Here is a 14,467-nt window from a genome sequence, read left to right on the forward strand (position 1 = left end):
ATGAAAATAACTAAACCAAACTTATCCTTTTGGCAGATCTTTAATATGAATGTTGGGTTCTTAGGGATTCAGTTCAGTTTCGGTTTACAGCAAACAGCTGTTAATCCTATATTTTCATTTTTAGGAGCACATCATGAAGATTTACCATTATTAAACCTTGCAGGTCCTGTAACAGGTTTAATCATTCAGCCTATAATAGGTGCGATTTCCGATAAAACGTGGTCGCCACGTTGGGGGAGACGTAAACCCTTTTTTTAATAGGAGCTATAATAGGTAGTTTGTGTTTGTTTGCTTTTCCATTTAGTTCTGCGCTTTGGTTTGCTGTTGGTTTATTATGGATTCTTGATGTTGGTAATAATATGGCAATGGAACCTTATCGTGCTTTTGTGGGTGATAAATTACCAAATAAACAATTAAGTTTTGGTTATCAAATGCAAAGTTTGTTTGTTGGTGCAGGTATTGTTTTGGCTAATGCTTCTATTTTTCTTTTTCAAGATTGGTTTGGTGGTGCAGAAACCATATCAGAAACTGTAAAGGAAATTCCTAAATGGTTGTATTATTCATTTTTTATTGGAGCAATATTATCGGTTTCAACCATTTTGTGGTCGGTTTTAAAAACACCCGAAATCCCACCTTCTAATGAGGAATTAGAAGAAATTAATAAACATAATGCTTTATCTCTTTTAGAGCGTATAAAAACGCCATTTAACGAAATTATTAATGCCATAAAGGATATGTCTAAATTTATGTGGATACTATCTGGAGTCTATTTATTTCAATGGTATGCTTTATTTGTGTATTGGCAGTTTATTGCGCCTATGTTTAAAGAAAGTATGGGTTTTAATAGCTCTGAAGCTTTAAGTCAGGCGGCAAAGATGAATACTACTTATAATCTTTCAACTATTGTTTTTGCCTTAGCTTTAGTGCCATTAGCGTTAAAATTTGGAGGTAAAAAAGTATACGTAATAAGCTTGTTTTTAACAGGAATTGCGATGCTCTCTATTCCATATATTCAAGATCCCCTTTTAGTTGTTTTACCTATGATTTTATTTGGAATAGGTTGGGCGGCAATGATGGGTATACCATATTCAATGGTTTCTAGAATTGTCCCTCAGAAAAGACGAGGTGTTTATATGGGGATTTTAAATATGATGATTGTTATTCCCATGGGGATTCAAACCATAACTTTTGGTCCAATAGTAAAAAACTTATTGAATAATAGTGCTGTTAATGCCATATTATTTGGAGGTGTATTTTTTATTATAGCTGGTGTCCTAGCGTTACGTTTAAAGGAACCTAAAGTTGATGCAGAGAGCGGAGAAATAATAATTCCAGGTGGTGGTGGACACTAACCTTTCTTTTTAAAGAGTATAATAAAACGTAAATGAATTTTGAAAAATAATATAAAAAATATAGATATTTTATGTGTTGGTGAAGTACTTGTTGATTTCATCGGACATCAATCGGGCGTTCAAATTAACAACACAAGAGATTACCACAGGTATTTAGGTGGCTCTCCAACAAATGTGGCTATGAATTCAGCTAGATTAGGATTGAAATCCGTTTTGGTTGCTACAGTTGGTAAAGATGGTTTTGGAGAATATATATTTGAAAGACTTGGTGAAGTAGGCGTGAATTCTAATTTTATTAAGCAAGTTGATAATCATCCTACAAGCGTCATTTTTGTTTCAAGAACAGATAGTACTCCAGATTTTATTCCTTTTCGTGAAGCAGATTATTGTATTACTGAAGATCAAATTTCAAAAGAAACATTATTAAATACCAATATTTATCATACAACATGTTTTGCTTTAAGTAAAAATCCTGCACAAGAAACCATTTTAAAAAAAGCAGAAGAGGCATTTAATTTAGGTTGTAAATTAAGTATTGATGTAAATTATGCTAAAAAATTATGGGAAAGTCAGGAACAAGCGCTTCAAGTAATTAAAGCGTATTGCAAGTTTAATCCTTTAGTTAAAATAAGTGAAGATGATATGCTTAGACTTTTTGAGCAAAAATTACCTCATGAAGATATATTTAATTTTTTCCATTCTGAAGGCGTAGAAACAGTTTGTTTAACTCTAGGAAGCAAAGGTGTTAAATTATCTCAAAAAGGGAAAGAAGTTATTCAATTACCAGCCATACAAATAGATGTAGTTCAGGACGCCACTGGAGCAGGCGATGCTTTTTGGTCAGGCTTTTTATTTGCTTATATAAAAGAAAAACCTATTGAAAAGTGTTTAGAAGTGGCTTTACAATTAGCAGCATTAAAACTTCAAAATGTAGGTAGATTACCAGATAACATTAATATTTTATCAGAACTTCTGTAAAAACTGAAATCATGTCGAAAGTTAATAAAATTACTAATGGGGTAATGCTAAATGCTTACCCAGATAGCATAGGCAAAAACTTAAGTGATACCGTATCTATGTTGCAAATGCCAGAATTTAAAGATGCTTTTTCTTTATTTTATGTGTTGCCAACTTTTTTTAATAGCGATTTAGATAGAGGGTTTTCAGTTATAGATTATAACTTAAATAAAGATCTGGTTTCAGAAACAGATTTAAAAGCTTTAGAGAAACTAAATATTCAATTAAAATTTGATATTGTTTTAAATCATTTATCAGTGGCATCTCCACAGTTTAAGGATTTATTAAAACACGGAGATCAATCAAAATACAAAGACTTTTTTATTAATTGGAACGAATTTTGGAAAGGTAACGGCGTTTTAGGAGTAGATGGTGTTATAGTGCCTAATGAAGAATTTCTTAGTAAGTTGTTTATGAGGAAATCGGGTTTACCTATTTTAAAAGTGCGTTTTCCTGATGGTACAGAAAAGCCTTACTGGAATACGTTTTATCAGCAAATAACCTATAATAAAATTACGGATTCCGATTTAAAAAGTATTAAGGAATTATCTACCAATCAAGCATCCTTAATTTGCGAAAAAGTAAATAATGCTATTGACAGAAACGAAGATTTTAATAACATTAATTTTGAAGATAGCAATAAGTTTAAAGAAGCTGTTTTATCTATAATAGAGCAAAATCGTTCTTATTTAGGTCAAATGGATGTGAATGCTAAATCGCCATTAGTTTGGGATTTTTATGAAGAAACCTTAAAAAAAGTTAGTGGTTTTGGTTGTTCTATATTAAGATTAGATGCTTTTGCTTATTTACATAAGGAAATTGGGCAGACAAACTTTTTTAATAAGCCGGGGACTTGGGATTATTTAGAACGGATTAATCAAATTGCACAAAAAAATGATTTAACACTTTTACCTGAAATTCATGCAGAATACGGATTGCATTTGCATGATGAGGTAGCAAATAAAGGGTATCAAATTTATGATTTTTTCTTGCCCGGATTAACAATACATACTATTGAAAATAGTTCAAATAGAGCGTTATTAACTTGGGCAAAAGAAATTATTAGTAAAGGTTACAAAACAGTAAATATGTTGGGTTGCCATGATGGAATACCAGTGTTAGATTTAAAGGGTAAAGAAGTTAAAGGCGTATATAATAAGGGCTTGTTGGAAGATGATGAAATTGAAGCTGTCATGAATAAAATCATGGAGCGTGGTGGTCGTGTAAAAAATCTTTACGATCCATCAGGGAATAAGATTTCTTATTACCAAGTTAATGCTACTTTTTTTAGCGCTTTAGGTGAAAGTGAGAAAAAACTTTTATTAGCTAGAGCTATTCAAATGTTTATGCCTGGAATCCCTCAGGTATGGTATTTAGATATTTTTGCAGGAGAGAACGATTATGAAGCAGCCGATAAAGGAGGAAGTGCAGGTCATAAAGAAATTAACCGTACAAATTTAACTATGCAAGAGATAGAAGATGGTCTTAAAAAGAATATAGTTAAAAATCAACTAGAAATCATCCGATTACGGAACACTTCTAAAGCGTTTTCAGGAACTGTAATAATAAATGATACACCAGATAACGAATTAGATATCAGATGGGAGAATGGTGTTGATTTTGCGCAACTTAAAGCAAATCTTCAAACGCATATGTTTACAATTACGTATTCAGAAAATAAAATATCAAAAATATCCAAGTTTTAATATCATATTGTTTGAATTTACTAGATGTTTCTGGTTAATATTTAATGAGTTTTAGTTAATAAAGTACCCTTAAAAATTCAAAATTTACACAGTTTTCCTTGAGTAGGATTGCTATATTTGCTAGATGTAATTTTTAATAATTATTTCTAATGAGCAAAGAAAGTAAACGTAGTGATGCTTTATTATATCACGAATTACCAACACCAGGTAAAATACAAGTAGTTCCAACAAAAAAATACGCAACCCAAAGAGATCTTTCCTTGGCATATTCACCTGGGGTAGCTGAGCCTTGTTTAGAGATAGAAAAAGACAAAGATAACGCTTATAGGTATACAGCAAAAGGGAACCTTGTTGCAGTAATATCTAATGGAACAGCGGTTTTAGGTTTAGGGAATATTGGTCCTGAAGCATCAAAACCTGTTATGGAAGGTAAAGGTTTACTATTTAAAATTTTTGCAGATATAGATGTTTTTGATATTGAAGTTGATACCGAAAATATTGATGAATTTATTGCCACAGTAAAAAATATAGCTCCCACTTTTGGAGGTATTAATCTTGAAGATATTAAAGCTCCTGAAGCTTTTGAAATTGAAAGACGATTAAAAGAAGAGCTTGACATTCCTGTGATGCATGATGATCAACACGGTACAGCCATTATTTCGGCAGCAGCGTTAATTAATGCTTTAGAAATAGCAGGAAAGAAAATTGAAGAAGTACAAATAGTTATAAGTGGCGCTGGAGCCGCTGCCATTTCATGTTCACGTTTATACCAAGCTTTTGGTGCTAAACGAGAAAATATGGTCATGCTAGATAGTAAGGGTGTTATTAGAAACGATAGAGGCAATTTAACATCTGAAAAAACAGAGTATGCTACACATAGGAAGATAGATACGCTTGACGAAGCCATGCAAGATGCTGATGTGTTTATTGGTTTGTCAATGGCCGATATTGTGTCTCCAGAGATGTTGTTGTCTATGGCGAATAATCCTATTGTATTTGCTATGGCAAATCCAAATCCAGAAGTGAAATATGATGTCGCTATAGCAACACGTAAAGACATTATTATGGCTACGGGTAGAAGTGATCATCCTAACCAAGTAAATAATGTTTTAGGATTTCCATTTATATTTAGAGGCGCTTTAGATGTAAGAGCTACAAAAATTAATGAAGCTATGAAAATGGCTGCTGTAGAGGCTTTAGCGCGTTTAGCTAAAGAGCCAGTACCAGAACAAGTTAATATAGCTTACGGAGAAACTAGATTAGCTTTTGGTAAAGATTATATCATTCCAAAACCAACAGATCCAAGATTAATTGCCGAAGTACCACCTGCAGTTGCCAAAGCAGCTATGGAAAGTGGTGTTGCAAAAAAGCCTATTACAGATTGGGATGCATATAAAGATAAATTAAGAGAGCGTTTAGGTTCAGACAACAAAATGGTAAGATTGCTGCTTAGTAGAGCAAAATTAGACCCTAAGCGTGTTGTTTTTGCAGAAGCCGATCAATTAGCTGTTATAAAAGCAGCTCAAATAGTATATGAAGAAGGTGTTGCCGTTCCTATTTTATTAGGTAGAAAGAAAACGATAAAAAATTTAATGGCAGAAATTGATTTTGATGCCGATATACTTATTATAGATCCTAAGACAGAGGAAGAAAAAGATAGAAAAGATAAGTATGCCAAAGTATATTGGGAACAACGTAAGCGTAGAGGTGTAACACTTTATGCTGCACAACGCTTAATGAGAGAGCGTAACTATTTTGCAGCTATGATGGTTAATGAAGGTGATGCTGATGCTTTAATTTCTGGGTATTCGCGTAACTATCCTTCGGTTGTAAAGCCTATGTTAGAACTTATTGGAATGGCTAAAGGTGCTAATAGAATAGCAACAACCAATGTAATGATGACCAAAAGAGGTCCGTTATTTTTAAGTGATACGTCTATAAATATCAACCCAAGTTCTAGTGAGTTAATAAAAATTGCCAGAATGACTTCTCAAGTTGTAAAAATGTTTGGAATGAATCCAGTCATGGCAATGATTTCGTATTCAAATTTTGGGTCTTCAAAAAATATTGAAGCATCCAAAGTGAGAGATGCTGTAGCCTATTTACATCGTCGTTATCCAGATATGATTGTAGATGGCGAGTTGCAAACAGATTTTGCTTTAAATGCAAACATGCTAAAAGAGAAATTTCCGTTTTCAAAATTAGTTGGAAAAAAAGTAAATACGCTTATTTTTCCAAATTTAGATTCAGCGAATATTACTTATAAATTATTAAAAGAATTAAACGAAGCAGAGTCTATTGGACCAATTATGATGGGTATGCGTAAGCCAGTTCATATTCTTCAATTAGGTGCTAGTGTAGATGAGATTGTAAACATGACTGCAATAGCAGTAATTGATGCCCAACAGAAAGAACAATTAGAGTTAGAAAAGGTTGACGCTAAATAATTTAGTGAAAATAATTTTATTACATTTGAAACATTAACTGAAAGCGCTAAATGATAACACATATTCAAGGGAAACTTGTTGAAAAAAATCCAACACATGTTGTTATTGATTGTAATGGAGTAGGGTATATGTTAAATATTTCATTACATACATTTTCTCAAATATCAGATATCGAACAACTTAAGTTATATGCTCATTTGCAAGTAAAAGAAGACTCGCATACACTTTATGGGTTTTCATCATTAGCAGAGCGAGAAATTTTTAGATTGTTAATCTCTGTAAGTGGTATTGGGGCTAGTATAGCTCGTACTATGTTGTCGTCACTAACACCAAAACAAGTTAGAGAAGGTATTGCTACTAGTGATGTTGCTTTAATTCAGTCTATAAAAGGTATAGGCGCTAAAACTGCACAGCGTGTTATTTTAGATTTAAAAGACAAAATTTTAAAGATTTATGATATTGATGAAGTTTCTGTGTCTAAAGACAATACCAATAAAAATGAAGCGTTATCTGCTTTAGAAGTGCTTGGGTTTGTTAGAAAACAGGCAGAACGTGTCGTTGATAAAATTGTTATAGCACAACCAGAAGCGACCGTAGAAACTATAATTAAGCAAGCTTTAAAAAATTTATAATAGATTTTGAGCATAACTAACCTTATTTTTTATAAATCAAATAAAAAATGTCAACAAAAGCGCAGTCATAGTGCTTTTTTGATTTTTGCATTATTCTTTTCTTTAGTAGGGTGGTCGCAGCAACTGGTGGTTCAAGACTCCGTTAAAACGGGTTTTGACTTGGGTACAATTAAAACACCAAAACCAAATAGTGTAGAATCTAAATATACTTATGATCCTACAACCAATCGCTATATTTATACCGAAAAAATTGGAAGTTTTAATATTAATTATCCAATAATATTAACTCCTGAAGAGTATTATGATTTAGTTGCTAAGGAAAGTTTAAAAGCTTATTACAAAGAAAAAACAGATGCTTTTGATGGTAAAAAAGATGGTGCAGAAGATGGTCAAAAAAATCTATTGCCAGAATTTTATGTTGAATCAGATTTTTTCGAGAGTATTTTTGGAAGTAATACCATAGAAGTTATTCCTCAAGGATCTGTAGAAATGGATTTAGGGGTTTTATTTTCAAAACAAGACAACCCATCATTTTCTCCTAGAAACCGAAGTAATTTCACCTTTGATTTCGATCAAAGAATCAGTTTAAGTCTTTTAGGTAAAGTGGGAACAAGATTGCAAGTAAATGCTAATTATGATACACAATCTACTTTCGATTTTCAAAACCTTATCAAATTAGAATATACACCAACAGAAGATGACATCATACAAAAAATTGAAGTTGGTAATGTAAGTATGCCTTTAAACAGCTCGTTAATTACGGGGGCTCAGAGTTTATTTGGAGTAAAAGCGCAATTACAATTTGGTAAAACTACAGTTACAGGGGTGTTTTCTGAACAAAAATCTCAAGCAAATACAGTCGTTTCTCAAGGTGGTGGCACCTTAGAAGAATTTGATTTGTTTATTAGAGATTATGATGAAAACAGACACTTCTTCTTAGCGCAATACTTTAGAGATACTTATGATAAAACCTTATCTACGTACCCTTATTTTAACAATGGAGGTTTGCAAATAACCAGACTTGAAGTTTGGATGACCAATAGGAGTAATAGAACAGATAATGTTAGAAACATTATAGCTCTTCAAGATTTAGGAGAGTCTTTTTATGACTCTACAAATCCTGATAATGATAATTTATTATTAGATCCTATTCCAAATGGGTTTATCAACACAACTAGTGCTTTCCCAGATAATAAGAATAATGATTTTGATCCAACTTCAATTGGGTCGGGGTCTATTTTAACAGACCAAATAAGAGATGTTGCAACAGCACAACAAGGGTTTGGTTCTTTATCTTCTGTTGTTAGAGAAGGATCAGATTATAATAAAATAGAAAATGCTAGAAAATTAATTAACGGACAAGAATATACATTTAATAAAGAATTAGGTTATATCTCGTTAAATCAGCGTTTAAATAATGATGAAATTTTAGCAGTAGCGTTTCAATTTACGGTTGGTGGTAAAGTGTATCAAGTCGGTGAATTTGCTAATGATGGTGTAGATGCAACTAATGTAACAACTAATGGCTCTGGTCAGGTAACAAATGTTGTTAACTCTAATTTAGTATTAAAGTTGTTAAAAAGTAGTATCACAAATGTGAATCAGCCTGTTTGGGACTTAATGATGAAAAATATTTATGATACGGGTGCTTATAATTTAAGTTCAGATGATTTTAAGCTTAATATCTTTTATAATGAAGCTTCACCATTAAACTTTATTTCTCCAGTTGGCACCACAGAGTTTCCAACTCCAGCAACAAATGAAGATCCTTTAAATGAAACGCCTTTATTAAGAGTTTTTAATTTAGATAAACTGAATTTTAATAATGATCCGCAATCAAAAGGTGATGGTTTTTTTGATTATGTTCCAGGAATAACAGTCATTCCGCAAGCTGGAAAAATAATTTTCCCAAGCGCAGAACCTTTTGGAGAATTTCTGTTTAATAAACTAGCGCTTAATGCTAGTGAGGATTATTCAGATCCTACTAGTTATAACGAAAACCAAGCAAAGTATGTTTATGATGTACTTTATAGTAGTACAAAAGCGGCAGCTTTAGAAGAGGTTGAAAAAAATAAATTCAAATTAAAAGGACGTTATAAATCTTCTGGAAGTAATGGTATTCCAATAGGTAGTTTTAATGTGCCACGTGGTTCGGTAAGAGTAACTGCTGGAGGTCGTGTATTGGTTGAAGGTATCGATTATACGGTTAATTACACAGCAGGAACCGTTCAAATTTTAGACGAAGCTTTAAAAGCGTCAAATACACCTATTGAAGTATCTACAGAGAATAATGCTGTTTTCGGGCAACAAACTAGACGTTTTACAGGTATTAATGTAGAACACAAGTTTAACGAAAACTTTGTATTAGGTGGAACACTTTTAAACCTTAACGAGCGACCTATAACACAAAAGGCAAACTATGGTACTGAACCTATAAATAATACTATTTTTGGTTTTAATGGAAACTATGCTACCAAAGTGCCTTTTTTAACACGATTAGCAAATAAATTGCCTAATATAGATACCGATGCAGAATCTAATTTTTCACTTAGAGGAGAATTTGCATATTTAGCACCTGGATCACCAAAAGGAACCAATCTTAATGGAGAAGCAACTTCTTATGTTGATGATTTTGAAGGTTCTCAAAACGGGATTGATTTAAGGTCGCAACTATCATGGTTTTTATCAAGTAGACCATCAGATTTAGATGGAGATGGATTAGACGATAATAGTACTGGTGTAGAAAGTGGATATGGTAGAGCACTTTTAAACTGGTATACTATTGATCCTATTTTTTATAGTAGCCGCCGTCCTAATGAAATAACTGATGAAGATATGTCTAGTTTATACACGAGCCGTGTATTTATTAATGAGTTATTTCCAGACAGAGATTTAGTGCAAGGACAAAATTCGGTACTTTTTACTTTAGATTTAGCGTATTACCCACAAGAACGAGGGCCTTATAATTTTGACACGACAACATTAGATGGTATAAGCCCTACTGAAGCTAGAGCTAACTGGGCAGGTATAACACGCCAATTAACATCTACAGATTTTGAACAACAAAATGTTGAGTATATAGATTTTTGGTTACAAGATCCTTTTCAAGAATCTCAAACAAACTCAGGAGGAAAACTTGTTTTTAATTTAGGTAATATTTCAGAGGATATTGTTAAAGATGGCAGAAAATTATATGAAAATGGTTTGCCAGAAGACGGTAATGTTAGTTTGTTACCAACTACAGATTATGGTACTGTAGTACCACAAAATCAATCTTTAGTTTATGCATTTGATACCACAGGGGAAGAGCGTAATAATCAAGATGTAGGTTATGATGGTTATAATGATGAAGATGAATTACTAAAATTTGGAACTAGCTTTGGAGACGACCCTTCAAACGATAATTATGCTTACTTTTTAAATACTGAAGGTGATATATTTGAGCGCTATAAAAAGTACAATGGTGTAGAAGGTAATACACCTGATACATTTAGTAATACGGATAGAGGAGCAAATACCCAACCAGATGTTGAAGATATTAATCGTGATAATACCATGAATACGATTGATAGTTATTTTGAATATGAATTAGACCTTACAAGACAAAATTTACCAGAATCTCAAGCCGATTTTGATAATATTCCCAATAGTAATCCATTAAAAGAATTTTTAAGAGATTTCAAGCAAACAAAGCGTCAACTTCCTAATGGGGAAAATACAGATGTAAGATGGTACCAATTTAGAATTCCTGTACAGGGCGCTCATGCTAAACCTGTTGGAGGGATAAGCGATTTAAGATCGGTGCGTTTTGCTCGTATTTTTTTAAAGGAGTTTACAGAGCCTACAATTTTTCGTTTTGGAACTTTAGATTTGGTAAGAAGCGATTGGAGACGTTACACACAAGCTTTAGATAAAAATGATCCAACTCCTGACGATCCTCAAACTGATTTCTCAGTAGGTGTTATAGGAACGCTGGAAAATGAAGGAAGTTACAAGAGGCCTCCAGGAATTGAGCCAGAAGAATTATTTAATAATAATACGGTTATACAACAAAATGAACAATCATTAGTCGTAAAGGTCTGTAATTTAGAGAGCGAAGATTCTAAGGCTGTTTATAAAAACATAAGTGTTGATATGCGTCAATTTAAACGTATGAGAATGTTTATGCATGCTGAAGATAATGAATCTGGAACAGTATTAGAAAATAATGATCTAGTTGGTTTTATAAGAATGGGTAACGACCTTACCGAAAATTATTATCAAATAGAAATCCCATTAGAAGTTTCAACGTCAACATCAAGAGCAGGTTTGTGGCCTGAAGTCAATGAAATTAATTTGCCAATAGAAATTCTAGGAAAAATTAAAGCACAAGGGATTTCAGATATGACTTTGAGTAATGAAGATGCAACATTTTATGATGTTGTAAATGACGATATTGTATTAGCTACAGATCCATTTACCGGATATGTTACAGGACAGCATCGCGTTGGGATTAAAGGAAATCCAAATTTTGGAGATATAAGAACTTTAATGGTTGGTGTTAAAAACGTAACTGATAGAGATGATCTTTGTGCAGAAATTTGGTATAACGAACTACGTTTATCCGATATGGATAACGAAGGTGGTTGGGCAGCAGTAGTAAGTATGGATACTAACATTGCCGACTTTATGAATATTAGTGCTACTGGAAGTCAAAGCACATCGGGTTTTGGTTCTATAGAACAAGGTCCAAGTCAGCGTAGTTTAGAAGATGTTAAGCAATATGATGTTGTTACTAATATAAACGTTGGACAATTGTTGCCAAAAAAATGGGGTATTCAAGTCCCATTTAATTACGGGCAAAGTGAAGAACTTATTACCCCTAAATACGATCAGTATTATAAAGATTTAACCTTAGAATCTAGACTAGATGTTGCTGATACAAATGCTGAAAGGGAACAGGTAAAACAAAATTCTGAAGATTATACTAGACGTCAGAGTATCAATTTCATTGGTGTTAGAAAAACAAGAACCACCGATGCAAAACCACGTTTTTACGATGTAGAAAATGTAACGTTTAATTATTCATATAATAAAGTGGAGCATCGAGATTTTGAAATTGAAAATTCGATAAATAAAACATTACGATTAGGAGCCAATTATGCTTTTAATTTTAATCCTTTAAAAGTAGAACCCTTTAAAAAGAACGATTCCTTATTTACAGGAAAATATTGGAAGATTTTAAAGGATTTTAATTTTAATTTATTGCCAGCAAGCTTTACAGTTAATACAGATTTAAAAAGACAATTCAATCGTCAGAAATTTAGAGAAATTGATTTAGGTCAAGGTAATATTGGTATTGAAGAATTATTTAGAAGAAATTACACGTTCGATTTTCAATATGGGGTTAATTACAATTTAACCGATGCATTACAGTTTAATTTTACAGCATCTAATAATAACATAGTTAGAAATTATTATAAGGATAATGATTTAATAAGAGGTGAGCAAGATGAAACTTTAGACGTATGGGACGGACTTCTAGATTTTGGTGATCCAAACCGACAATCTCAAGATTTAGGAATTACTTATAAGTTACCAATTAATAAAATACCAACATTTAGTTTTATAGATGCAACCTATCAATATAGTGGTAATTTTCAATGGCAAAAAGGCTCAGACTTGTATGGGAATTTAGAACTTACATATACAGATCCAAATGATCCTAATACTCAATTAACAGGGAATTTCGATTTAGGAAATACTATTCAAAATGCCAATACACACAATATTAATACAACCGTAGATATGATAAAGTTGTATAAATATATTGGTTTAGTTAAAAAACCTATTAGTAGAGTAAGAAGAAGAGCCGCATCTGCAGGGCCTCCAGGAGCAGGTCAGGAAAATGGAAATTCAGCTCCTAAAGTAAAGAACAAAGGAGGCGCAAAATTATTTAATGCTGGAGTTGATATTTTAACGACTATTAAAAGAATTCAGTTTAGTTATTCTGAAAATAACGGAACGTTTTTACCAGGATATTTACAAAGTCCAGGTTTTGTAGGGACATTAAAACCAACTGTAGGATTTACATTTGGTAGTCAAAGCGACATTAGATATTTAGCAGCAAAACGTGGCTGGTTAACAGTGTTTCCTGAGTTTAATCAGCAATATACTACCACTAATACCAAACAATTGGATGTGTCTGCTAGTTTACAGCCCGTTAAAGACTTAAAAATAGACATCGTAGGTAATAGAGCTTATTATGAAAATTATACTGAAAACTTTAGAGTTAATAGTATTGGTAGTGAGTTGGAATATCAATCACTAACACCAAATACATTTGGTAATTTTAATATATCTACATTACTTATTAAAACAGCGTTTAGTAATAGTGATGAAACAACCTCTGATGCTTTTAACGATTTTAGAAGTAACAGGCTTGTTATAGCTAATAGGCTTGCAGAAAAATATTATGGAACAACTTCTTTTCCAACAGACCCAGAAACAGGATATCCAGTAGGTTTTGGAAAAAGTAGTCAAGCGGTATTATTACCAGCATTTTTAGCAGCCTATACTGGTCAAGATGCGAGTCAAGTTAAAACCACTGCGTTTAGAGATGTCCCAATTCCTAACTGGGATTTAAAGTATACAGGATTCATGAAGTTTGAATGGTTTAAAAAGCGTTTTAAACGTTTTTCATTAACTCATGGGTATCGTTCAACATATACTATAAATCAATTTCAATCTAATTTGGATTACAATGCTAATAATCCTGAAGCATTAGATCAAGGAGGTAATTTTAAAAACAAAACATTATTCAGTAATATCAATTTAACAGAAATGTTTAGCCCATTAGTTCGAATTGATTTCGAAATGAAAAATTCGGTTAAAATTCTTGCTGAGATAAAAAAAGATAGATTGTTGTCTCTTAGTTTTGACAATAACTTAATGACAGAAGTTTTAGGAAACGAATATGTTATTGGTTTGGGATATAGAATTAAAGATTTGCGTATCCGCTCTAATTTAGCAGGGCCAAGTAAGCGTATTGTGAGTGATTTAAATATGAAAGCAGATGTATCTGTTAGAGATAATAAAACGATTATCAGGTATTTAGATTTAGAAAATAATCAGGTTACTTCTGGGCAAACTATCTGGGGTTTAAAATATTCAGCCGATTATGCTTTTAGTAAAAACTTAACAGGTATCTTTTATTTTGATTATACGTTCTCTGAATATGCTATATCAACAGCATTTCCACAAACAACAATTAGGTCTGGATTAACAATCAGATATAATTTTGGGAATTAACATATATTCTGTTTGAATTTAAA

At 32.4% G+C, this 14,467-nt stretch carries 5 protein-coding genes and 1 pseudogene; all 6 read left to right on the forward strand.

From position 1 onward, the window contains the following. The 6 genes and pseudogenes from RHP49_08755 to sprA all read left to right on the forward strand — a co-directional run bounded on the left by RHP49_08755 (window position 1) and on the right by sprA (window position 14,444). Window positions 1–1,352 (forward strand): annotated as a pseudogene (locus tag RHP49_08755) (MFS transporter). A gap of 39 nt (window positions 1,353–1,391) precedes the next feature. Continuing rightward, window positions 1,392–2,330, forward strand: coding sequence for a PfkB family carbohydrate kinase (locus RHP49_08760; GenBank protein ID WNH14326.1), 939 nt, complete (start codon window positions 1,392–1,394; stop codon window positions 2,328–2,330). Between the two features lie 11 nt (window positions 2,331–2,341). Beyond that, complete coding sequence (locus tag RHP49_08765) at window positions 2,342–4,075, forward strand: glycosidase (GenBank protein WNH14327.1); 1,734 nt, start codon at window positions 2,342–2,344, stop codon at window positions 4,073–4,075. Between the two features lie 149 nt (window positions 4,076–4,224). Continuing rightward, complete coding sequence (locus RHP49_08770; GenBank protein ID WNH14328.1) at window positions 4,225–6,522, forward strand: NADP-dependent malic enzyme; 2,298 nt, start codon at window positions 4,225–4,227, stop codon at window positions 6,520–6,522. Window positions 6,523–6,572: 50 nt separating this feature from the next. Next, the gene (ruvA, locus tag RHP49_08775) at window positions 6,573–7,154 is read left to right on the forward strand and encodes a Holliday junction branch migration protein RuvA (GenBank protein ID WNH14329.1); all 582 of its coding nucleotides are present in this window, start codon (window positions 6,573–6,575) and stop codon (window positions 7,152–7,154) included. A gap of 78 nt (window positions 7,155–7,232) precedes the next feature. Beyond that, the gene (gene sprA, locus RHP49_08780; protein ID WNH14330.1) at window positions 7,233–14,444 is read left to right on the forward strand and encodes a cell surface protein SprA; all 7,212 of its coding nucleotides are present in this window, start codon (window positions 7,233–7,235) and stop codon (window positions 14,442–14,444) included. Window positions 14,445–14,467: the final 23 nt, after the last annotated feature.

The sequence above is a fragment of the Flavobacteriaceae bacterium HL-DH10 genome (assembly GCA_031826515.1).
In the GTDB taxonomy this organism is placed as follows: domain Bacteria; phylum Bacteroidota; class Bacteroidia; order Flavobacteriales; family Flavobacteriaceae; genus Thalassobellus; species Thalassobellus suaedae.